Consider the following 24,706-nt stretch of genomic DNA (forward strand, 5'->3'; position numbering starts at 1 on the left):
TCTAGTAGAATGAAAGTAATTAGTCAGTTTTGGGAGGAAATTATGTATTATGTATAAAATTATTGCAATAGATATTGATGGCACGCTTTTAAATGATGCACACAAAATCACCCCAGCAGTTCGCGAATCTATTAAGGCGGCAAAAGCAAAAGGAGTGAAAGTAGTTTTATGCACCGGCCGTCCGCTTGCTGGAATTAAGCAAAGTTTACTGGAACTAGATCTTTTAGATGTCGGGGATTATGCGATTACATTTAATGGCGCAGTCGTTTTAGAAACCGCTTCTGAAAAAACGCTAGCAGATATTACTTTAAATAAAACAGAATTAGAAGAAATTTATACTTTTTGTCATGCAGAAGAAGTAAATGTTACTTATTTTGATGGGAAAAACATGTATGTACCAAGTCGCAAAATAACAGAAATTACTTGCCAGGACTCCCTTTTATTACAAACACCGTTATACTATTTACCAGTTGAAGAAGCGCCGGCTGAAATTCATGTATCGAAAGTAATGCTGCTTGATTCTCCTGAAAAAATAACCAATGTTATAAAAAAATTACCGATAACATTAAAAGAAAAATTTTATATTGTTCGAAGTGTTCCTTACAATCTAGAGTTCTTACAGAAAGGTGTAAATAAAGGATCTGCCTTAGAAAGGTTGGCAAATAAGCTTGGTGTAGACCAAAGCGAAGTAATTAGCATTGGTGATCAAGAAAATGATATCACTATGATTGAATATGCTGGTATGGGGGTTGCAATGGGAAATGCGACAGAACACATTAAAGAAATTGCCAATTATACAACAACAACTAATAATGAAGATGGAGTTGCAAGTGCGATTCAAATGCTTGTATTAAATCGCTAAAACGAAATACATCTAATGTTAGGTGTATTTTGATTTAAAAGCATTGACAGCGCTTTATTTAATAAGCGAGAATAGAAAGATATCAAAGTAACCTAGGATGGCAGCTATTTTAGTACAGGCGGAAAGGAAATACTTTTTTACGGAAGTTTTTCTAGCAAATCTATCTTGCCAAATCTGCTTTCTTTTGTTATTGTTTTAGGAATAGTTTGACATTTTAGGAATTGAAAGGAGTAAAGGAGCATGAAAATCACAAAAATAAAAACGCGCATCTTGCCAATTCAACTTAGTGAAACGTTTAAGACGGCGCTTAGAGAAGTAAGTCATGTAAATGTGGTGCGAGTATATATCCACTTTGATAATGGAATAATTGGGATAGGTGAAGCAGCTCCGACTCATGTAATAACTGGAGATACAGAAGCGAGTATTATAAGTGCAATAAATGACATTTTCGCTCCGTTTCTAATCGGGCGTGAATTGGATGAAGAATTGACCATTTTAGATGAAATGAAACTACTTTTAATACATAATACAAGTACGAAAGCGGCGGTAGACATTGCGCTACATGATGCTTTGGCGAAAGCGAGTTCCAAACCACTATATGAATTTCTTGGTGGCGGGAATCCGAGGCTTGAAACCGATTATACAATAAGTATTGGAACACCAGAAAAAATGGTCCATGATGCAGAAACAAAAGTAAGAGAGGGGTTTCGGTCGCTTAAAATTAAACTTGGACTTGATCCGGTGGAGGTAGAAGTCGCGAAGATTAGGAAAATAAATGATGCTTTAAGGGGGAAAATACCATTTCGGATTGATGCCAATCAAGGTTGGACAGCCGATGAGGCAATACAAATTTTACATGAATGGCACGATATTCCAATTGATTTCGTTGAACAACCCGTGAAAAGTTGGGATTTTGCGGGAATGGCGAAAGTGACTGCGCATACAAATATTCCCATTATGGCGGACGAGAGTTTATTCGGGATTCATGATGCGAAACGTCTTCTGGACGAAAAATGTTGCGACTTGTTAAACATTAAATTGATGAAAAGCTCCGGAATTAAAGAAGCTCGAATTATTCACAATTTAGCGAGCGAATATAACGTGGGCTGTATGATTGGAACGATGATTGAAGGCTATGCAAGTTTATCAGCTGCAGCCCATTTTGCAGCGGCATCCAAACAAGTGAAATTTTATGACTTAGATGTACCGTTTATGTGGAATCTACATGGTAAAAATATAGCTGATATCGGGCTGGAAATCGGTCAAGGTCAAGTGCTTCTGACAGAAGAAAGCGGTATTGGAATTCCAGCATACTAATGAGAGAAGGGATATTATGAACAAAGTGGTTAGCCAAAGTAATGCTTTTCTTTGGAGAAAGAATGAAATGAATCCAGTTTTGGAAAGTATTTTAAAAACGAGAAAAACAAGTGACTTAGTTCAGGTGACAAAAGAAGATGCAATGAAACTTTATGATGACAGCCTCGTGGACTCAGATTTACTTTATAATGATTTGGTAATTATTGATAAAACGGAAGGTGAATGGGCAAAAGTGGTCGTACCTTCGCAACACAGTTTCCTTGATGAACGCGGTTATCCGGGTTGGATGCTCCTGGAAGATTTGATGGATATAGACGAAAAAGCAAGCAATGACAAAAAGTTAGCTGTTGTCGTACCAAAAACGCAAATTAGTTATGAAGATGGGACGATTCGTGAAGTATCATTTGGAACGCTTTTTTCTAAATTGGCTGAGTCCGAAAATCATTATACGATTGAAACACCTCATGGTCCAGCAACTATTTCACAGACAGATGTCGCGCTCCAAAATGAACCACGTGAAAATATTGGCGTTGAAGTTGTTCAAATGGCGCTCCAATTTCTTGATTTACCATATGTTTGGGCGGGTATTAGTAGCGCTGGTTTTGACTGTTCCGGTTTTGCATTTACACTTTATCGCACTTGCGGGAAATACATTGGTCGTGATGCTACAGAGCAATCATTCGCAGGGGAAAAGATAGATTACGCAGATGCCGAACCAGGCGACTTACTATTTTTTGCATATGAAGAAGGAAAGGGCGATGTCCATCATGTTGGAGTATACATGGGAAATGACGAAATGATTCATTCGCAAACGCCGGGTTCCAAAGTAATTCTAACCAAAATTACTGGGAGCAAATATGAACCAGAGCTTTGTGTTATATCGAGGCATCGCTAAAAAAGGGGTGATAGTTTGAATACATATATGGAAATCAACAAAACTTACGAGATGATTGACTCAAAGGCACTATATATTTCAGACGAAAAACAGATGCTTTTTGCGGAAAATGAAAATCAGCTTTATACAGCAGCAAGTGTTATTAAACTACCCATTTATTTGTATTTTTTCGAAAAGATTAGCAAGGGGGAACTAGATCTGCAGACGGAAATCCAGCTATCATCTGATAGTGTAGTGGCAGGCGCAGGAATCATTCAAATACTTCCTCAGAAAAGAACTTGGCGACTAGAAGAATTATTGCATTTGATGATTGCGATTTCTGATAATACTGCTACTAATCAGTTAATAGAACTAGCTTCACTTCAAGAGCTACAAGCATGGCTGGGTAAAAAAGGCTGGGAGAAAAGCGTCCGAATAGAACGTAAAATGATGGATTTTAAATCTGCAGGGGAAAATAAAATTACTGCCAAGTTAGCTGTAACTATTTTTCAAGAAATGATGAAGCTAACCAAGAAGTACCCTAATCTAACTGAAACTATCCGCCGTCCATTTTTGAATCAGCAGCATCGCTCGAATTTAACGGGTACTTTGGAAGAAGCGGGAATCGCAGGGCTTCAGATGTTAAATAAGACTGGAGAATTAAAAGATATTCAGCATGATGTTGCCATTTTTGAATACCAGGGAGAAATAAGATTTGTGGCGGCACTTACAAATAATACGGGACTTGAAGCGAACGCGACGGCTTGGATGCAGACAGTAGGGAAACAAGTATTTGCTCAAATAAATCAAAAATAGGGAGGAAACAAAATGAAAAAAAGATTAGCACTTTTGTTTATCATGATTCTATCGATAGCTACTTTTTTAATGGCATGTGGAGGAAACAAAGATGAAGCAACGAAGTCACAAGGTAAAAAAACGCTGAAAATCATGGAAAATGCTGAAGTTTCTTCCATGGATTCAACGCTTTCGCAAGACGTTCCTAGTTTTACCGAACAAGGACAAGTTTTTGAAGGCTTATACACGTTAAATGATAAGGATCAAGCAGTGCCAGCTGTTGCAAAAGATATGCCAACGCTAAGTGATGACCAAAAAACATATACCATCCAATTACGGAAAGATGCTAAGTGGTCGAATGGAACAAAAGTTACTGCCAACGATTTCATTTTTGCATGGAAAAAACTGGCTAATCCTGATACAGCTGCTCAGTACTCCTTTTTACTTGATGGGACAGTAGAAAATGGCACAGATGTAATAAGTGGGAAGAAAAGTGTTGATGAATTAGGCGTAAAGGCGCTGGATGATTACACCATTGAAATTAAACTCGAACAACCAGTACCCTACTTCACATCACTACTTGCTTTTAACTCGTTTTATCCTCAAAATGAAGAATACGTCAATGAGCAAGGCGATAAATATGCGCAAAGTAGTGAAAATATGATTTATAATGGTCCTTTTACAATGAAAAGTTGGACTAATACAGAAAAAGAATGGACGCTCGAAAAAAATCCGGAATACTGGGATAAAAAGAATGTAAAATCCGACAAATTGGAAGTAACGGTTGTAAAAGCACCAAATACAGCGGTTAATTTATACGATACGGGAAAACTGGATGTAGCAACACTTTCAGGAGATTACGCATCACAAAAAAGCAACGATAAAGACTATCACTCTGAACTGGATGCTTATGTGACCCATTTGAAATTAAATCAAGCAATCGATGGAAAGAAAACACCACTTGCAAATGAAAACTTGCGAAAAGCACTATCCCTTGCAGTAAACAAAGAATCACTTACCAAGAAAATTTTAGCAGATGGATCCAAAGCGATTTACGGATATGTTCCAGAAAAATTTGTCACCAACCCAGAAACAGGCGAAGATTTCCGTAAAGAAAGTGGCGACTATATGAAACAAGATGGAACGGAAGCCAAAACTTACTTTGAAAAAGCAAAACAAGAACTCGGCGGCGGTGAAATTACTGTTGAGCTGCTAAATTCAGATTTAGAATCTAGTAAAAAAGTAGGGGAATACCTTCAGAGTCAACTGGAAACAGCTTTGCCGGGGCTTAAAATAAACTTGAAAACCGTTCCTAAAAAGAACTTACTTCAATTAACACGTGAACAAAATTATGAAATCGTTCTTTCTAATTGGGGACCCGATTTCCAGGATCCACTAACGTTCTTAGGAAACTATACAACCGGTAATACTTACAATGCGAGTGGCTATTCAAGCGCTGATTACGATAAAATGATTAAAGCAACCTCGACAACGCTTGCAACTGAGCCAGAAAAACGCTGGGAAACATTCATTGATGCAGAGAAACGACTTATCGAAACAGATGCAGCGATGATTCCACTTTATCAAACGGCTGTATGTAATTTGAAAAAAGACACAGTCAAAGGAATTGTTCACCATAATTTTGGAACAAGTTTTTCCTATAAAGGTGCATATGTAGAGTAAAAGGAGAGAGAAAAAATGAAACTTTGGATTTCAGTAGATATGGAAGGTATAAATGGCCTCCCAGATGATACTTTTGTAGATTCTAGTATGCGAAATTACACTAGAGGACAAAAGTTAATGACCAGCGAAACTAACTGGGTAGTGGAAGAAGCTCTCAAAGCTGGCTATGACGATATTTTGGTGAACGATAGCCATTCCAAAATGAATAATATTTTGATTGAAGATTTACACGAAGAAGCACGGTTAATTACTGGTGATGTGAAGCCGTTTTCGATGGTACAGGGACTGGATGCAAGTGCGGATGCAGCGATTTTTGTAGGATATCACTCGCGCGCGGGACGACCAGGAGTGATGAGCCATTCAATGACTTCTGGTGTTAGGAATTTCTACATTAATGATGTTGCGATTGGAGAATTTGGTTTAAACGCATACGTCGCAGGAGCATTCGGTGTTCCAGTTATTCTTGTCGCTGGCGATGATTGTATTGCTCGCGAGGCGAAAGAGTTAATACCTGGAATAGAAACAGCTGTCGTTAAAGAAGCCGTTTCTAGATCTGCTGCAATAGCTTTCTCACTAGCAAAATCAGAACAAATCATTCGTGAAAAAGTAGCAGTAGCTTTACAAAATAAACAAGCAATAGTGCTTACTCCGCCGGAAAAACCAGTCTTGAAGATAGCGTTTTGTAATTACGGACAAGCGGAATGGGCTGCGCTTGTACCAAGAACGAAAATAATCGATGAGACGACGGTTCAATTCGAAGCAAACGATATTTTAGAAGCCTATCAAGCGATGGTTGCAATGACTGAACTCGCGATGAAATGCGCTTTTTCTTAATGTAGAAAGAAGACACTTTGATGTTGTCTTCTTTTTTTGTCTAAAATGTGTCCAAAACACTTGATATTTTATGTCGAATTTATGGATAGAATTTTATTATTTGTTCTTTTTAAATGAAAGCGATTTAATTGCATGTACAGCCTGTTGTCCTGCTTGTAATATATATGAATAGAGTCATTTTTACGAAAAAAATTTAACTCAGAAAAAATACTAGAGGAGAGAATTTTTTATGACAAAAGCAAACCCAATGCGGCGTTACATGTTATTAACACTAGCCTTTTTCTTATTACTTGGCCAATTGAATTTAGCACCTATTCATGCGTTAGCAAAAGAAAATGGCAATGAGGATCTTTCATATGAAGTTCAAAAAGAGCTATCAAACGATAAAAAGAAAGCTACCCTTAAAATAAAAGTAACACCCAAAGATGAAAAAGCAACCATTTTAGCGGTAAAATCTCCTGATGGCAAGAAAACAGAAGGACAAGAAGCGACTTATACAGCAGAAAAAAATGGTAAGGTAGAGTTCTTAATCACTTATCAAAATATGACTGATGAAAAAGGGAACCCAGAAATAAAAACGTATACAGCTTCTTATGAAGTTAGTGAGATAATTTCTGGTGAAGAAGTAAATAAAGATTCAGAAACCAAAAATACAACAAACCAAGAGAACAAAGACAAACAATCTAATTCTGATACGAAAATCAACAATAAACTTCTAAAATCAGGGCAGACAAATGTAACTTTAAGCATACCAGACTATAACCAAATCGCTTGGAGTAATGGTAATATCAAAACAGTTACCGCGACAGTAGAATTCGGCGACAGCACTACTTCAGGAAAAAAAGTGAATTTTACTTTACCAGATGGAATGCGTTTTGTTTCCCTTCCTGTACCAAGTAACTACAAAGCTACTAGTAATGTGGATTCCAATGTTTTAAATTATTTAGGCGCGAGTGATCCGCTTGGAATCGCAACTACATCTGTGTCAGTTCCTAGTAAAGAATCTGGATACAATAGTCCAACCTATGGAACAGTGAGCTACGAACTAAGTCCAGGTACAGAAAAAGCGAGTTTTACTTTTTTAGTTCGGGTAGATGCTACGAAATATTATGGAGGAAAAGATTTAGAGACACCAATTAAAACAGAAGTATTCCTTGGAGAAGAAAGCACACCGATTGCTTCCGCCGAACAAGCGATTCACGCAGAAGGAAACAAAGTGGTCGGTTACGCGAACCAAGACCATGTGAAAACTATGTTCCGCTATTGGTATGAAACCCAAACAATAGCTGAATCTGTAGCAAGCACAGATACAGAAACTTCTTATAATTATACAAAGACTTATTCCCTGGTCAACGGTTTAAATCAATTAGACGATCGCGGAACAACCAATTATATTCCCAAAAATGTAACGATGACACTTTATTACCCAGAAGGTATGGAATATGCTGGACTTTCTGATGCCTCGGGAAATAATGTTACAGCAAATAGTAATAGAATTATCACACCTTATCCAAGCGAGCATAAGGTTGTCGTGGAACTAAAACAACCAGCCTACAATGCATTTGCGGTGAAATATAAAATACCTAAGGGCACGGCAGTGGGAACATATAGCTCACCTAAAGTTTCGCATGCAGTTACTACAACATATGATGGAAAGGTTTTTGAGTCTGATGCACTAACTAATAATTCAGCGGACTTAACCACAAAAGCTTCACTCGACACATGTAAAGTCGTTGATACTGTTGTAAATAAAATGACTGTAACAGGATCAAATAGATGTATCAATCCTGATAATGAAACGTGGGCGGGGAGCATCCAGGTTACAAATAAAACAACGGCTGGAATGAAGACAAATCAAGTATACCAAATTCAGTTTGATCCTAATTGGGAAGCCTATACAGTTAATTTGCCTTTTGATGGAAGGCTTTCAGGAAATAAAATAACGGATATTCAGTATAAAACAAACTTGAATACTAATTATCGAACTTATAATGGTGGCACTCCGCCTTTAACAGGAAATAAGCGAATGGCGGTTTTAGAATCAACTGCAGTTGGGCTTCAAGAAGGAGAATATTTTACAGAAGTGAAAGCCAACGTGGGGAATTTTTCTTCTGGATTCGTTAGTACAGATCCTTCAGCCGGTTTTAGAGCAACCTCGACAACTTCATATGGAATGGTTAAGCCAGGTATCACCTCAGTGGAGTTTAAGGGAGCAATTTGGGATGCTGAAGATGAAGCGAACACAAAAGCTTCTGGTGTCTCTAGTTATAGTGTTTCCAATACAATTACCAGCGCTGCCAATGGAACGGCCTCTTTTTATAACAAAGCAGGTTCAGCCATTAAGGTAGCAAGTGCGGGAGATACTGTTACGACTAAAGCGAGCTTACTTTTATTTGATTACCCCTATGGAACGAGAACTGTAATCAATAATCCAGAAGTTTACCTTCATGAGATAGATGGAACTTCCATAAACCCATCTACTATTAGACTAACTAATCAAGATGGAAAAGAAGTTACTTTTTCAATTAAGCAAGAAACAGCAAATAATGGAAATAAAGTCTATGTATTAAAGACAACAGACGTGACTGTAGGTACATTTGTCGGTTATCCATACAAAACACAGTATTTAAATCTTAGTTATGACACGACCTTCGATGTAACTCTTGATAAAAGCATTGATATGGATATCCAAGACGTACTTGCTTGGGGAGGATCAAATATTACTTCCGCAATCGGTTCAAATAGTTTCTTAGATACCGGACTAGACGTGAACCAAAACGGCAAAGACAATGAAAAACTACTTTCCGTCAACAGTAGCGCGCTAAGCATCCCCAAACAAGACACCGTCACCGTAGAAACGTTCCTAAGCGTCGCCGGTGAAGGCGCCAAAGCTGCCTACGTGGAAGGGGATGACAGCACTGCTTCCTACTTTACTCCAGGAACCAACGCAGACTATACGGTCCAAGTCACCAATACTTCTAGCGCCGAAGCAAGCACATTTGAACTCTATATTCCAATCCCGAAAACAGGGCAAAACTTCGGATCCAAATTCCAAAATGACGCCTTCAAATGGGACATGAAACTAAGCGATGCTATCCATATCACCTCCGAACAACAAGCGCAGTTCGACGTGAGTTACGCAACCGAAGCGACCGCAGATAATTACGATTCAACTAGCCTATATAGCGCTACCGTATCCGACTATGAAAAAGTCAATATGGTCCGTATCAACGTTAAAACACAAATCAACGCCGGTGAAACTCAGACCTTCCAAGTCCCACTCCAAGTAAACGAAACTTTTGATTCGGCCAATGAAGGAAATAAAATCAGTGAGCGGGATGTCTACAACCCGTATTATCGGGTGATTACGAATACATTCTCCGGGTCATTAGCCGGCACGAAAGTAGGGGCGGAACTCGTGATTGGCGAAGTCGCTGGGACATTATTTAACGACAAAGATGCCAACGGACTCTTGGAAAAAACGAAAGGCGATGAAGTCCTCACTAGCGAAACTGTCGAACTTTACAAATGGAATAGCACCACTTCCGCCTATGAACCAGCAACGAAAAATGGGGAGAACATCACCGCCAAAACCGATGCCAACGGCGCCTATACGTTTGATTATACTTCCGACGTAGGGTACGGTAATTACGCTGTGAAATTCCCAGACAAAGCAGGGTATCAGTATACGTTGAAAAATGTCGGGAAAGATACGTCTATTGATAGCGACGTCCCCTACAGTGGCACTGATAAAGGTTGGGCGAAAAACATTGATCCCACACGGCCTACTTCTCAGTCCATCAATGCGGGTTATTACGCCTATACACCAGCGCAAGATTTGAAAGTCAATTTAAATGAGAAACGCGTACAAACCGGACGAAGCTTGGAGATTACCTTACCAAAAGTAGCCTCCACCAGCGGGCAAGCTGCCGAAGATACGATTGAACCAGCCTTCTTCCAAAATATCCAAGCAAGCACGAATGGATACAAGTGGACAAGCGCGAACACTAGCGTAGCGACGGTACAAACCTTAACAGACGGTTCTGCCGCTGTAGTAGGTGTTTCAGCTGGCAATAAAACAATCGCAGCGACCGATTTAACGATTGCCCTGCAAGACATCTTTGGTACCGAACAAAGCTCCACAGCACCGGTCTATGTTACTTCTCCGGATGGAACCATTGTGCAACAAGCTGGTTTCACCATGGGAGCGACCGATTTTTCGCTGGAATATAAAGCAGCTGTCGCATTAACCGATGCCCAGGCAGTAAGCCTCGCAAAAACAGCGGCCTTCGAAGAAGTGAAAAGTGGCGTTCAATCCAGTGCCCAAGATCGTTTAAGCTTCGTGCAAGTGAATCCAACACAATTAGCTGCCATCCAACATGGCGCGAAGCAAGGGGGGACTTACCCACTCACCTATACCTTAGCGAAAGAGGGGAAGACCGTCGGAGTGACGATTTCCGTCACTGTGGCGCAAGATTTAACTACTGTCCATGCCCATAATTCGACCTTGTATATCGGAGACACTTGGACAGCAGCGGATAACTTTGACAGTGCCATTGATAAAGAAGGAGATACCGTACCATTTAGCGATATCACCGTGTCTGGTAGCGTGGATACGAGTGTGGCAGGGACGTATCCGGTCATGTACAGCTATAACGGCGTATCCACCACGATTCAAGTGACCGTCAAAGATGACCTAACCGCTGTGAATGCCCACGATTCAACCATTTATACCAGCGATACCTGGAGTGCCACAGACAATTTGGACAGCGTGCTCGATAAAGATGGCAACCCGGTTCCTTTAGCGAATGTCACCGTAACGGGAACGGTCAATACCCATCAAGCAGGAACGTATCACATCACGTATACCTATGCTGGCGCGTCGACCACGATTACCGTCACTGTCAAAGAAGATAAATCCGGTATTAGTGCCCATGATTCTGCTATTTATGTCGGAGATAGTTGGAGTGCCGCAGATAATTTCGATAGCGCCTTTGATCAAGATGGCAACCTGATCGCTTTCGAAGCTATTCAAGTGACTGAAAAACCAACCGTGAATACGAACAAAGCAGGCACTTACCAAGTCACCTACAGCTACGGGAAAGTAGCACAAACGATTACCTTAACGGTCCAAGACATTCAAACTGCGGTGAATGCCCATGATTCAATTCTTTACATGGGTGACAGCTGGACCGCGGAAGATAACTTTGACAGCGCACGCGATAAAGACGGTCAATCCGTTCCTTTCTCGAACATCCAAGTAAGCGGTACAGTCGATACAGCACGAGCAGGGACCTATCCGGTTACGTACAGCTATGACGGCGTATCCACGACGATTCAAGTAACCGTCAAAAATCCACAAACGGCCATCCACGCTCATGATTCTGTGCTATATACTGGAGACAGCTGGACTGCGAAAGATAACTTGGATAGCGCGACCGATAAAGACGGCAACGCCGTTTCGTATAAAGATATCACTGTAAGCGAAAACCCAGCGGTGGATCCGATGAAAGTGGGAGTATACGAAGTGACTTACAGCTATGACGGGATATCCACGACGATTCATGTGACCGTCGAACCAAGACAAACTAGCATTGCCGTTCATGATAGCACGATATATGCAGGCGACCCATGGACGGCAAAAACTAATTTCGATCAGGCCACGGACAAAAAAGGCAAGCCAGTCTCCTTCTCGGCGATGACCGTCACAGGAACCGTGGACACCAACGTCCCAGGCACCTATGAAATTAGCTATAGCTACGATAGGGTTAAAGTCGTAGCGCATGTGACTGTCCTAAAAAACCAAGCTCAAATCACTGTGCAAGATAGCCATCTCCCAGTAGGGGGTAAATGGACCACGAAAGATAATTTCATCCAGGCAACTAACCGTGATGGAAAAGAAATCGCTTTTGAGGATGTACAAACAAGTGGCACCGTCCAACCAAACAAAGCAGGGAAATACCAGGTCACATACACCATCGATCCAAATGAAGGTACCGCAGATGCAGGCCAAAGCCAATTATCCGTCACGGCTACCATTCAAGTCGAAGACCCAAACAAGCCAAGTAGCCCTTCCGGAGGTGGGACGACCCCTTCAGGCAACAGCAACCATCAACACACCACTAACTACGAAGCCACCAAACCGCTACCCAAAACAGGGAATCAAACCGACCCTTGGCTAGTCTGGACAGGCCTTGGCTTACTCAGCTTTAGTCTTCTTCTATGGCTATTTAACCGCAGAAGACGTAGCTTTAAATAGTTAAAAGAAAAAAGATAAGGCGGCCCATAAGGGTATGCCTTATCTTTTTTTGCATCTCTACTCTTCCATTTTAAAGTATCTAAAAAGACGTTTTACAAAAGGCTAAACGGCGTAACAATCATAATTGTTGCTAAAAATAAGTCCTGTCACTGACCTAAAAGACACAAAAAGTTCACAATATAAACATTTTTTGCTCAAGAAACGTATAAATTTCATGGTTTTTAATGTATACTCACACTAAATTAATTGATTTGTAGTTCGATAAATTAGCAAAGGATGAGTTAGGTTATGAAGGGGCGCACTAAAATAAGAAGTAATTTTAAGAGAATAAGTTTGATTTTTCTTAGTATGATTTTGCTTGTGAATGTGATATTTCAAACAAATTTTGTGAAAGCAGCAACTAATTATGGTTCCGAGCTTTTAAAAACAGTGGAGTTACAAGATGCAGATGGTAACCCGAAAACAGATTTTGGTTACTATGAAAGTGTTCAAATCCACTATACTTGGGAGATTCCAAATGCAGCAGTTGTGAAGGCTGGGGATACAATGGAATTTACGTTACCTGAACAATTGAAGATAGTAACAGATTTAAATTTCGTTTTAAAAGATGATGAAGGAAACATAGTAGGAAATGTGGTTGCGACGAAGGCAACAGGAAGAGTAGTAGTTACCTTTACAGATTATGTGGAGAAAAAGTCGAATATTAAAGGTGATCTCAATTTCTGGAGTAACTGGGATAAAACTATTATAAATGGTAGTGAACATGTCACTGTAGAATTTCCGGTAGATGGGGATTATGTGACTATTCCTATCGATATTGGTCCTAAAAATCAAATTAATCCAAATGAGACTTTATATAAATATGGTTGGGCAGATGAAAAAAATCCAGCACTTATCAATTGGGTTGTTCGCTTAAATTATGCGAAACTAAGTATTGATAATGCGGTATATGAAGATTTTATCGGACCAAATCAAACACTTGATTTTAGTTCTGTAAAAGCCTATCATGGAACGTTTGATGCGGACGATAATTTTACAAAAGGGATCCAAGTACCAGCATCGGCTATTACGCAGACGAGTGAGGGCTTCAAAATCGCATTTGGAGATTTAACGGATTCAGTGAAAATTTCCTATTATACAATTGCAACTGACGGTGGTGTATCGTCCAATTACGCCAATAAAGGGATACTTTCAGGCGATAATTATGTTCCAAAAACAATTGAAGTTTTAACACCAACATCTGGTGGTGGCGGAACTGGTGAAGGCACAACTGGCTCCGTGGAATTAACGAAAACAGACAATACAGCACAAAAAAAACCACTAGAAAATGCCGAGTTTAAATTAGTGAATTCAGCTGGAACTACGATAAAAGAAGGAATTAAGACCGGTGCGGATGGAAAACTTACGATTGCGGATTTGAAGTTTGATGCGTATAAATTAATCGAAACCAAAGCACCAGTGGGTTATGAGTTAGATGCAAGCCCGGTAGAATTTACAATTGACGAAGCACATCAGGCATTATTCGTATCTAAAGAAAATACCCCGATTACAGGTTCTGTGACACTTGAGAAACTAGACAGTGAAACAAAAGCAAAACTGGCTGGCGCGGAATTTGAATTGCAAGATGCGCAAGGCAGCACGTTACAGACTAGTTTAGAAACGAACGCGGCTGGAACACTAACTATTTCAGACTTAACGCTAGGGGATTATCAGTTAGTAGAAACAAAAGCGCCAATCGGTTATGAGCTAGATGCAAGTCCGGTAAAATTCACGATTGACGAAACGCATAAAACTCTGAACGTATCCAAAGAAAATACGCCAATCAAAGGTTCTGTGACACTTGAGAAACTAGACAGTGAAACAAAAGTAAAGCTGGCTGGCGCGGAATTTGAACTACAAGACGCGCAAGGAGCTACTTTGCAAGCTAGTCTCGAAACAAACGAAGAAGGAATCTTAACTATTGTGGATTTAGCACTTGGAGAGTATCAGCTAGTAGAAACAAAAGCTCCAATTGGTTATTTGTTAGATGCAACACCAGTGAAATTTGCAATCACAGAAGAAACAGCGAACCTCCGTTTACTTGTAACAAAAGAGAACACTAAAATACCAGAAACACCAATTATTCCAAAAATACCCAAAGAACCATTAAAACCAGCAGTCCCTAGTAACCCTAAAACACCAATAGAACCACTAAAACCAGAAATACCAGGTACCCCAGAAACCCCCGATGAAATTGTAAGTGCAGATAGTTTATCAGCTATATTACCAAAAACAGGAGATTCCCCTCTTGTTAGCGGATTAGGATTGCTATTAGTTGCGATTTCAGCAAGCGGGTTAATCTTCTTATTTAGAGAAAAATAATAAAAATGGAACATAAGGCGAGAGGATAATTCGCTTTATGTTCCATTTTTTATTTGGTTCTAGTTTTATCTTGTAAAACAGCTTTTAAAGAATGATAGGCTGGAATTGATAAGTTTAAATCCACACGATTAATTTGTTGGGCCATTTTTGGTTGGATACCGGAAATGAATGCTTCAACTCCAAGAAGCTTGAGTACCGTCACTAAGTTATTAAGCATTTCTCCAAGGGCATCATCAAAGTAAGATATACCCGATAAATCAATGCAAAGTTGTTCTACACCGAGTTTGACACATTTATTAGCTGTAATCTCGGAAATTTTTTCAGCTCTTTCTCGGTCGACGCGTCCCATAAGAGGAAGGATGGCTAAATTGTCAGTAATCGAAATGACGGGTGTGCTAATTTCTTCTATTAAGCGGTGTTGTGATTCTAAATGTTGAACAATATCACGGTAATACATTGCTGAGAAAGCTTCATTGATTCGGTCGAAACCGTGGTTAACCATTGCCATACTGGAAGAAAAATCACATTTGGTTACTTCATCATTTTCAATGCAAAAATCAGAAACAGCAGATAAAAATTCGCGGCGAAGTTTGTCCAGTGTGGTGATTACTTCTGGAAGTGGCACTTCATTTTCCATGCGTCGGGCGTACATGTTATCAAGCCATTTATCAAGCTTAGCAAAAAAAGCTTTTTTACCAGCAAAATAGGAAATGATTAGGTCGGCTGTTTGTTCGCTATCAGCGCGTAGTTCATCTTTATAGCGAGGAGAATAAACAAAGCTCGTGTAGGTGTTTTCATTTTCATAGATTTTGGATAGCCAATTAGTTATAATTTCTTCGGTATGTGCCCTTAAATAAAGTTCCATACTTCCATTTGATTCATTCATACCAGACAGCCCCCTTTAAGTCTAAGTATAGAAACTACTTCTCCTTTATTCTATGCTCAAAAGGGTCTACTGTCCATTTAAATTTTGGAAAAAAAGCTAATTTATTCAAATTGTAATATTATTTAATAAATTAGTCGTTATTTTTTTGTTAAAATTCCGAAGCTATTTGGGGCTTGTCATGGTATAATATTACAATATGGATAGAAAGGAAGTTTTTTGTGGGATTACAGGATGAACTTACAGTGATGCAACCAGTGGTCATGGAGATTTTTTCAAAAAGTGTCCGCGAAAATCGGTTATCGCATGGTTATTTATTAGAAGGAGCAAGTGGCACAGGAAAAAAACGTACGTCACTTTGGTTAGCTCAAAGTCTTTTTTGTTTAGAGCCTACTGAAACAGAACTTGCGTGCGGGGAATGTGCGAATTGTACTAGAATAGCCAGTCATAATCATCCGGATGTTCATTTACTAGAGCCAGATGGTGCTAGTATCAAAATCGATCAAGTCCGTGCGTTAAAGCAAGATCTAAGTAAACGCGGGATGGAATCTGATCGAAAAGTCGTTATCATTTACGATGCAGAAAAAATGACTGTTCAATCGGCCAATAGTCTGCTGAAATTTATAGAAGAACCAGAGGGCGGTTTGTTATTATTGTTTTTAACAACAAACCCGGGACAAATCTTGCCAACTATTCAATCAAGGTTACAACCAGTGACATTTAAATCACTAACATTTGATAGCCTTGTAGCTTCTTTAACACGCATTGGTATTTCCGAACAAAAAGCACGGATTTATGCTAGTATTACAGGGAGTACAGAGCGGGCAAAGAATTTTGAAGAAGATGAGTGGTTTGGAGAAGCAAGAAGTGCGGTAGTCAAATTATATGAAGGATTGCATCATCAAGGAACTAGTCCGTTAATTATCATCCAAGAATCATGGATGCCGCTTTTTAAAGAGAAAGATAAGATGGCACTCGGTCTTGAGTTGTTATTACTACTATACCGAGACAGACTGCACCTTACACTTGATGGAAACTACGAACCAATTTGCACAGCGCAAAAAGAAATGCTCGCGCAAGATGCTTTGCGCAAATCGTTGTCTGAAACCACAGGGGAAATCGAGAAGATTCTCGCTGCGAAATCAAAGCTAGCTTCCAATATGAATGTGCAACTTCTAATGGAACAACTAGTTCTTGAAATTCAAGGGAGGTAATCGCTATGCTTAAAATTGTAGGCGTCCGTTTTAAAGACGTTGGTAAAATATATTATTTTTCACCTGGAGAACTGGAAATCACAGAAAACCAAGGTGTTATTGTGGAAAATGCACAGGGAATTGAATTTGGGAAAACCGTCATCGAGCCGCGTTATGTGGACGAAGAAGACGTTGTATTACCTTTAAAGAAAGTGCTTCGAGTAGCGACAGAGGCAGATTATAAGTGTGTAGCTGAAAATGGCGATTCTTGTCAGAAAGCCTTTTTATTATGTGACGAAAAAATTCGCGAGCGTGAACTAGAAATGAGCTTGGTGGATGTTGATTACACTTTTGACCGTAATAAAATTATTTTTTACTTTACCGCAGAAGGACGCGTGGATTTTCGGGAGCTTGTGAAAGATTTAGCTTCTGTTTTTCGGACACGTATTGAGCTTCGACAAATTGGAGTTCGTGATGAAGCGAAGTTACTTGGTGGAATCGGTCCATGTGGTCGAATGCTTTGCTGTTCGACGTTCCTTGGTGATTTCGAACCAGTATCCATCAAAATGGCGAAAGACCAAAATTTGTCCCTTAATCCAACAAAAATTTCGGGATTATGTGGACGTTTAATGTGCTGCTTGAAGTACGAAAACGATGAATATGAGCAAGCTAAACGTGAAATGCCAGATGTTGGTGTGAAAGTGAAAACTCCAGAAGGCGCAGAAGCACGTGTTTCGGGAATCAACTTACTTTCTAGAATCTTACAAGTAAGTTTGCCCGAAGAAGAGACGGTTATAGAATACGAATTGGATGAATTACGTCCATTTAACGATTTTCTAAAACAACCGGCAAAGTCTTGAGGTGAAAAAATTGGATAAAAAAGCTATTTTTGACTCAGTCAGTAATATGGAGGAGCAAATTGGCGAATTGTATCAGCAACTTGGAGATCTAAAGACAAACTTAGGTGAAATGTTGGAAGAAAATAACCGGTTAAATCTTGAGAATGAGCATTTGCGACGTAGGCTTTCTTTGACAGATGAAGTATCTTCTGAAAAAAAAGAAGAGGCGGTTCATGGAGTAATGGCGCCGAATCGTAAAGAAGCAATGCAACAAATGATTGAACTCGGGGAAGGTTATGATAATCTTGTCCAACTATACAGAGAAGGATTTCATGTCTGCAATGTGCATTTCGGCAGTCCGCGCGGCAATGATGAAGATTGTTTATTTTGCCTGTCCTTACTAAATAAAAAATAATAAGACGGGCCTTTCTCGAATTGGAGAAGGGCTTTTTGCTAGAGAAGGTGGATTATTTGGAAAAACTCAAATTAATAGGTGATGAAAGACTAGATTACCTGCTCGCAGAAAATTTGCGAATTATTCAAAGTCCGTCTGTCTTTTCTTTTTCAATCGATGCGGTTCTCTTGGCGAAATTCAGCTATTTACCAATTCGTAAAGGGAAAATAATTGATTTATGTAGTGGAAATGGGATTATTCCGTTGTTACTAAGCACCCGGACAGAAGCGCAAATCATCGGCGTAGAAATTCAGCCACGCCTTGCTGATATGGCGAAACGAAGCGTAGTTTACAATGAGCTCGAAAGTCAGATTGAGATGATGGAATATGATTTGAAAAAAATTACCGAAATCATTCCCAAAGAACGTGCCGATATTGTCACTTGTAATCCGCCATATTTTGCAGGCCCAGCGACAAGTTTGAAAAATGAAAATGAACATTACCGAATTGCCCGCCATGAAGTCATGTGTACGTTAGAAGACACGATTCGCGTTGCTTCAAACCTTTTAAAACAAGGTGGAAAGGCCAATTTTGTTCATCGTCCCGAACGTCTGCTTGATATTCTTGATTTAATGAGAAAGTACCGTTTAGAGCCAAAACGGATTCAAATGGTGCATCCGCGTTTGGACCGAGAAGCAAATACCGTGCTTGTCGAAGGAATTAAAGATGGTAAACCCGGCGTGAAATATATCCCACCAGTTATCGTCTATGATGAAACCGGCGAATATACCCCAGTAATAAAGGAGATTTTATATGGCGAAAGCGAGTGAACATTTCTTTTATGTGCTAAAATGTAGTGATAATTCTTATTATGGTGGTTATACGACAGATGTTGCGCGCCGAGAAGCGGAACATAATGCTGGAATCAGATGTAAATATACCAAAACACGGCGCCCAGTAAAAGTGATCCATTTTGAAAAATTTGCAACGAGAAGCGAGGCGACAAAAGCAGAAGCAGCTTTTAAAAAATTGTCTCGCAAAAATAAAGATGCCTATTTAGAGCGAGAGGAGGAGAATGAATGATTAAAAGTCAAAAAAGTTTCAGCGGGGTTAGGGCGGGAGCGCTCTATTTAGTGCCAACGCCAATTGGAAACCTAGAGGATATGACTTTTCGCGCGATTAACATGTTAAAAGAAGCTGATATTATCGCCGCGGAAGATACTAGAAATACCGTGAAGCTTTTAAACCATTTTGAAATTATGACCCGAATGACAAGTTATCATCAGTTCACGAAAGAAAATAAAGAGGAAAATATTATTGAGCGGATGTTGAGCGGAGAGGTTGTTGCGCTTGTAAGCGACGCGGGAATGCCTTCGATTTCTGATCCGGGCTATGAACTCGTCCAAAGTGCGCTAAATGCGGATATTCCAGTCATTCCACTTCCTGGAGCGAACGCGGCTTTGACAGCATTAATCGCCTCAGGTCTGGCGCCTCAACCGTTTTATTTTTACGGCTTTTTACCACGCCAAAACAAGGAACGCACACAAGCAATCGAAAAACTCGCAGCTCGCGAAGAAACATGGATTTTATATGAATCGCCACACCGTTTGAAAGAAACGTTAAAAGCTATCAGTAAAATTACCGGAAATGACCGTAAAATTGTTTTATGCCGCGAATTAACAAAACGATTTGAAGAATTTTTGCGTGGTACAGTAGAAGAAGCGCTCAACTGGGCGACAGATGAAGAAGTACGCGGCGAATTTTGTATTATAATAGAAGGAAACGACAATCCGCCACTTGTAGAAGAAACACTTTGGTGGCAAGAATTAGATATTAAAACCCACGTCAGCATGGTAATGGAACAAGAAAATGGTAGTTCTAAAGATGCGATTAAAACTGTCATGAAAGCGAGAAATTTACCAAAGCGCGAAGTATATGCGGCTTATCATGAAATAAAATAAACTCATGCGCGAAGTCCTGCAAACCAGGACAACCGCGCATGAGTTTTACAACGAATCACCAAACCGTCGTTTAATCTCTTCCATCAACTCTGCGGCGCCTTCTTTACTGAGCGTCAATTTGCCATCCACAAATTTTTTATTATCGACAGAAAACTCTCCAGTAACATCACACACCAATCCAGCAGAATATTTCTTTAAAATAATTGCTTCATCATCAATAAAGATTTCTAGTGGGTCTTTTACATTTAAATTCATGGTGCGTCTGATTTCAATCGGAATCACAACGCGGCCAAGCTCATCGATTTTTCTTACCATTCCAGTTGATTTCATTTTCTCACCTTCCCCGTAATTTTCATTCATTTTAACAGATTATCGCTAGAATAGGAATGATTTAGGGATAGAACGGGTATAGACCACAAGTAGAGAAAAATTAGGGGGAAAACATATGAATATAGTTATTGCATTAATTCCAGCAGTTATGTGGGGGATTATGCCACTAGTTGTTTCAAAAATTGGCGGAAAACCACGGCAACAAATTATCGGAACAACTTTTGGCGCATTGCTTTTCGCAATCGGCGTTTTTATTTTTACAAATCCAGAATACACAACAACGATTTTAATTGCTAGTTTTGTTTCGGGGGCATTTTGGAGTTTAGGTCAGATGAATCAATTCCGTGCCTTCACCCAAGTTGGTGTATCAAAAACAATGCCGCTTTCGACGGGGATGCAATTAGTTGGAACATCACTTTTTGGGGTTTTTGCTTTTCATGAGTGGGGCACAACATCGAAATTAGTTATTGGATTTTCAGCATTAGCACTTATTATTTTTGGGATATTTTTAACAAGTTATCAACAACATAAAGATGAAAATTCCGGACAAAATATGAAAAAAGGACTTATTACTCTAGTTATTTCATCCGTTGGTTATGTTGGATATGTTGTGATTACGCAATGGTTTAATATTAGTGGTTGGGACGCAATTTTACCGCAAGCAGTGGGGATGGTTGTCGCTGGGCTATTATTTTCCATTAAATCATCTGAAAAACGGTTTACAAAGCAAACTTGGCTAAATATGATTCCGGGTGTTATGTGGGCTACCGGTAACTTAGCGCTATTATTCTCTAATAAATTAGTCGGAATCGCAACTGGATTTTCGCTTTCTCAAATGGGCGTGGTTATTTCGACCATTGGGGGCATTCTTTTCCTAGGTGAGAAAAAGACGAAGAAAGAGTTGGTTCTTGTTATTATCGGTGTTATTTTAGTAATTATCGGTGGAACAATGATTGGAATTGCCAAAAGTTAATTTTAGTATAAAACTAAGTGCGGGAAACTTTCCCGTACTTTTTTAGTGCTCTCTTTTTCATAAACAACGCTTGTACCCTCTATCTTCTTCTTGTTATTTCCGCTATAATAAAGTAATTGAAAACCATCATAAAAGCCAACAAGGAGGATAACGATTTGAATATAATGATTGCGCTGATTCCTGCGTTACTTTGGGGAACAGTACCGCTACTTATTACTAAGTTCGGCGGTTCAACAAGGCAACAAACAATGGGAATGACACTTGGGGCGTTAATTTTTGCAGTAATCGTTTTTTTCTTTACAGACCCGGTTTATACACTCAAAACAGTCGGCATTAGTTTTTTGACAGGGTGTTTATGGAGCGTTGGACAGATGTTTCAATTACGTGCTTTTAAAATAATTGGTGTATCGAAAGCGATGCCGATTTCGACAGGGATGCAGTTAGTTGGAACGACGCTTTGTGGTGTTATTTTATTTCATGAATGGGATACAACATTACGAATTATACTTGGTTTTATTGCTCTAACACTTATTGTAGGCGGAATATTCCTTACTTCTTACGCAGAAAAAGAAGAAGATGGATCAAATGCATTAAAACAAGGCTTAATGACTTTATTGATTTCATCAGCGGGTTATGTGGGGCTAGTTGTGCTCATTCAAGGCTTTAAAATTGATGGCATTAATGCGATTTTACCACAAGCAATTGGGATGGTTTTAAGTGCGCTAATTATGACAAGTAGCGGCGGAACTGAAAAACGAATCAATAAACGGACACTGCTGTTAGTTATTCCAGGGATCATTTGGGCGGCAGGTAATGTTGCGATGGTACATGCTAATCAACTTGTGGGAGTGGCAACTGGCTTTTCGCTCTCACAATTAGGGGTGGTAATTTCAACTATTGGTGGTATTGTACTACTAAAAGAAAAGAAAACAAGAAAAGAAATGATATATGTCATTGTAGGCGTTGTTTTGGTTGTTCTTGGCGGAATCTTAATCGGTGTAGCAAAAGGGTTTAATTAATTATTTTGTTTAGCAAGAAAAATGATATAATGATACTAATTGTTTTATTTTTAAGGAGGGAATTGTGTTGCCTGAAGAGAAAAATACTTTTTACATTACAACACCAATCTATTATCCAAGCGGAAAAGCGCACATCGGACATGCTTATACGACAGTTGCGGGGGACGCAATGGCTCGCTACAAACGCTTAAAAGGATATGATGTGTTTTACTTAACTGGAACGGATGAACATGGTCAAAAAATTCAAGCAAAAGCAAAAGAACGCGGTATTTCTGAACAAGAATATGTGGATGAGATTGCAGAAGGCTTCCAGGAACTTTGGAAAAAACTAGAAATTTCCAACACAGACTTTATTCGTACAACACAAGACCGTCATAAAACATCTGTTGCGAAAATTTTTGAACAGCTTGTCGAACAAGGAGACATTTATTTAGGTGAATATGAAGGTTGGTATTCTGTTTCTGATGAGGAATACTTTACCGAAACGCAATTAGAAGAAGTATATAAAGATGAGAGTGGCAAAGTCATCGGCGGAAAAGCTCCTAGTGGTAATGAAGTGGAGCTTGTTAAAGAAGAGTCTTACTTTTTCCGTATGAGTAAATATGCGGATCGTTTAGTAGAGTATTACAATTCACATCCGGAATTTATTTTACCAGAATCAAGAAAAAATGAAATGATAAATAACTTCATCAAACCAGGTTTGGAAGATTTAGCAGTATCTAGAACCACTTTTGACTGGGGAATTAAAGTTCCTGGCAATCCAAAACATGTAGTTTACGTGTGGATTGATGCGCTTTCTAACTATATTACGGCGCTTGGTTACAATACCGATAATGATACGAAATTCCAAAAATACTGGCCGGCAGATGTCCAAATTGTTGGAAAAGAAATTGTTCGTTTCCATACGATTTATTGGCCAATTATGTTGATGGCACTAGATTTACCGCTTCCAAAAATGGTGTTTGGCCATGGTTGGATTTTGATGAAAGATGGCAAAATGTCGAAGTCAAAAGGAAATGTAGTAGATCCATATATGTTGATTGATCGCTATGGTCTTGATGCGCTTCGTTATTATTTGTTGCGCGAAGTTCCATTTGGCTCAGATGGTTTATTCACACCAGAAGACTTTGTTGACCGGGTAAATTACGACCTTGCTAACGACCTAGGAAACTTGCTAAATCGCACCGTTGCCATGATTAACAAATATTTTAATGGAGAAATCCCTGCTTATCAAGGGGATGTGACGCCATTTGATAAAACCTTAGTTGATTTCAAAAATAGTGTCGTTCTTGACTATGAGAAAAGTATGGATCATATGCAGTTTTCTGTAGCACTTAATCAGCTTTGGTCGCTTATTTCCCGAACAAATAAATATATCGATGAAACAGCTCCATGGGCTCTTGCGAAAGAGGAAGAAAAACGTGCAGAATTAGCGAGTGTCATGACTCATTTAGCAGAAAACTTACGAATTATCGCTGTTCTTTTACAACCATTCTTGACAAGAACTCCTGGTGAAATCTTCTTACAGCTTGGTTTACAAGAAGAAAACTTGAAGAAATGGGATAGCATTTATGGCTACGGGGAAATCCCTGCTGGAACAACTGTAGTGAAAAAAGGAACACCAATTTTCCCAAGATTAGATGCAAAAGAAGAAGTAGCCTTCATTCAGGACGAAATGAAAGGTTCAGCACCAGCACCATCTGCGGCAACAGCTGAAGTAGCTGCACTTGAAACTCCGCAAATTGGCATTGAAGACTTCGATAAAGTAGACCTCCGAGTTGCCGAAGTGAAACAAGTGGAAAAAGTGAAAAAAGCCGACAAATTACTTTGTTTCCAATTAGATCTAGGTGAAGGTAAGTTGCGCCAAGTACTTTCTGGTATCGCAGAATTTTACGAACCAGAAAACTTAATTGGCAAAAAAGTAATCGTTGTTTCCAATTTGAAACCAGTAAAACTTCGCGGGCTTATGAGCGAAGGGATGATTCTTTCTGGTGAGAAAGATGGAAAACTTAGCGTCATTGAAGCCAGCAGTGACCTTCCAAATGGTGCAAAAGTAAAATAAAAAACAGCGCCCCTGATTCAGGGGCGTTTTTATGTGAGAAAAAAATCAAAAAAAGATTGCATATTGC

The 24,706-nt window shown here is 39.4% G+C and carries 19 protein-coding genes; 17 read left to right on the forward strand and 2 right to left on the reverse strand.

The window, feature by feature from the left end:
• Positions 1-49 precede the first annotated feature (49 nt).
• The 8 genes from yidA to JL53_RS01225 all read left to right on the forward strand — a co-directional run bounded on the left by yidA (position 50) and on the right by JL53_RS01225 (position 14,985).
• Positions 50-862 (forward strand): sugar-phosphatase, encoded by an 813-nt coding sequence (yidA, locus tag JL53_RS01190; protein ID WP_038406507.1) that lies wholly within the window; start codon positions 50-52, stop codon positions 860-862.
• A gap of 240 nt (positions 863-1,102) precedes the next feature.
• Positions 1,103-2,179 carry a dipeptide epimerase gene (locus JL53_RS01195; RefSeq protein WP_038406508.1) on the forward strand — a complete coding sequence of 359 codons (1,077 nt, stop codon included), beginning with the start codon at positions 1,103-1,105 and terminating at the stop codon, positions 2,177-2,179.
• Between the two features lie 16 nt (positions 2,180-2,195).
• Positions 2,196-3,074 (forward strand): C40 family peptidase, encoded by an 879-nt coding sequence (locus JL53_RS01200; RefSeq protein ID WP_038406510.1) that lies wholly within the window; start codon positions 2,196-2,198, stop codon positions 3,072-3,074.
• A gap of 15 nt (positions 3,075-3,089) precedes the next feature.
• A complete protein-coding gene (locus JL53_RS01205) occupies positions 3,090-3,869 on the forward strand; it encodes a serine hydrolase (protein WP_038406511.1) in 780 nt (259 codons plus the stop codon).
• A 12-nt stretch (positions 3,870-3,881) separates the two neighbouring features.
• Positions 3,882-5,531, forward strand: coding sequence for a peptide ABC transporter substrate-binding protein (locus JL53_RS01210; RefSeq protein WP_038406512.1), 1,650 nt, complete (start codon positions 3,882-3,884; stop codon positions 5,529-5,531).
• A 15-nt stretch (positions 5,532-5,546) separates the two neighbouring features.
• Positions 5,547-6,365: a D-aminopeptidase DppA gene (locus JL53_RS01215; protein WP_038406513.1), complete on the forward strand. Its 819-nt coding sequence runs from the start codon at positions 5,547-5,549 to the stop codon at positions 6,363-6,365.
• Positions 6,366-6,594: 229 nt separating this feature from the next.
• Positions 6,595-12,624, forward strand: a complete 6,030-nt coding sequence (locus JL53_RS01220; protein ID WP_038406514.1) for a putative cellulose-binding protein LCP — start codon at positions 6,595-6,597, stop codon at positions 12,622-12,624.
• 288 nt (positions 12,625-12,912) lie between these two features.
• Positions 12,913-14,985 (forward strand): SpaA isopeptide-forming pilin-related protein, encoded by a 2,073-nt coding sequence (locus JL53_RS01225; RefSeq protein WP_038406515.1) that lies wholly within the window; start codon positions 12,913-12,915, stop codon positions 14,983-14,985.
• A 49-nt stretch (positions 14,986-15,034) separates the two neighbouring features.
• Here JL53_RS01225 and JL53_RS01230 read toward each other — a convergent pair whose 3' ends face one another.
• The gene (locus JL53_RS01230) at positions 15,035-15,871 is read right to left on the reverse strand and encodes an STAS domain-containing protein (RefSeq protein WP_038406516.1); all 837 of its coding nucleotides are present in this window, start codon (positions 15,869-15,871) and stop codon (positions 15,035-15,037) included.
• Between the two features lie 218 nt (positions 15,872-16,089).
• Here JL53_RS01230 and holB point away from each other — a divergent pair, with 218 nt between their 5' ends.
• From holB to rsmI, 6 genes are read left to right on the forward strand one after another with little or no spacing between them, the layout of a single operon-like run.
• Entirely contained in the window at positions 16,090-17,082 is a 993-nt protein-coding gene (gene holB, locus JL53_RS01235; RefSeq protein WP_003718238.1) for a DNA polymerase III subunit delta', read from the forward strand.
• 5 nt (positions 17,083-17,087) lie between these two features.
• On the forward strand, positions 17,088-17,921 hold the full coding sequence (locus JL53_RS01240) for a PSP1 domain-containing protein (RefSeq protein WP_003718239.1): 834 nt from the start codon (positions 17,088-17,090) through the stop codon (positions 17,919-17,921).
• Between the two features lie 10 nt (positions 17,922-17,931).
• Positions 17,932-18,315, forward strand: a complete 384-nt coding sequence (gene yabA, locus JL53_RS01245; RefSeq protein WP_003718240.1) for a DNA replication initiation control protein YabA — start codon at positions 17,932-17,934, stop codon at positions 18,313-18,315.
• Between the two features lie 56 nt (positions 18,316-18,371).
• Complete coding sequence (locus JL53_RS01250) at positions 18,372-19,124, forward strand: tRNA1(Val) (adenine(37)-N6)-methyltransferase (RefSeq protein ID WP_038408109.1); 753 nt, start codon at positions 18,372-18,374, stop codon at positions 19,122-19,124.
• A complete protein-coding gene (locus JL53_RS01255) occupies positions 19,108-19,377 on the forward strand; it encodes a GIY-YIG nuclease family protein (RefSeq protein WP_003718242.1) in 270 nt (89 codons plus the stop codon). The genes JL53_RS01250 and JL53_RS01255 overlap by 17 nt, the downstream gene beginning before the upstream one ends.
• Entirely contained in the window at positions 19,374-20,255 is an 882-nt protein-coding gene (gene rsmI, locus JL53_RS01260; RefSeq protein ID WP_077916394.1) for a 16S rRNA (cytidine(1402)-2'-O)-methyltransferase, read from the forward strand. Before JL53_RS01255 ends, rsmI begins: the two co-directional genes overlap by 4 nt.
• A gap of 45 nt (positions 20,256-20,300) precedes the next feature.
• Here rsmI and JL53_RS01265 read toward each other — a convergent pair whose 3' ends face one another.
• Positions 20,301-20,585, reverse strand: coding sequence for an AbrB/MazE/SpoVT family DNA-binding domain-containing protein (locus JL53_RS01265; RefSeq protein WP_038406517.1), 285 nt, complete (start codon positions 20,583-20,585; stop codon positions 20,301-20,303).
• Positions 20,586-20,700: 115 nt separating this feature from the next.
• On the opposite strand from JL53_RS01265, the gene JL53_RS01270 reads away from it, so the two are divergent.
• The 3 genes from JL53_RS01270 (at position 20,701) to metG (ending at position 24,639) form a co-directional block, all read left to right on the forward strand.
• Positions 20,701-21,558, forward strand: a complete 858-nt coding sequence (locus JL53_RS01270) for a GRP family sugar transporter (RefSeq protein ID WP_003718245.1) — start codon at positions 20,701-20,703, stop codon at positions 21,556-21,558.
• A 155-nt stretch (positions 21,559-21,713) separates the two neighbouring features.
• Complete coding sequence (locus JL53_RS01275) at positions 21,714-22,577, forward strand: GRP family sugar transporter (protein ID WP_038406518.1); 864 nt, start codon at positions 21,714-21,716, stop codon at positions 22,575-22,577.
• Between the two features lie 67 nt (positions 22,578-22,644).
• A complete protein-coding gene (gene metG / locus JL53_RS01280; protein ID WP_038406519.1) occupies positions 22,645-24,639 on the forward strand; it encodes a methionine--tRNA ligase in 1,995 nt (664 codons plus the stop codon).
• The last annotated feature ends 67 nt before the right edge of the window (positions 24,640-24,706 follow it).

The sequence above is a fragment of the Listeria ivanovii subsp. londoniensis genome (assembly GCF_000763495.1).
GTDB classification, from domain to species: Bacteria; Bacillota; Bacilli; order Lactobacillales; family Listeriaceae; genus Listeria; species Listeria londoniensis.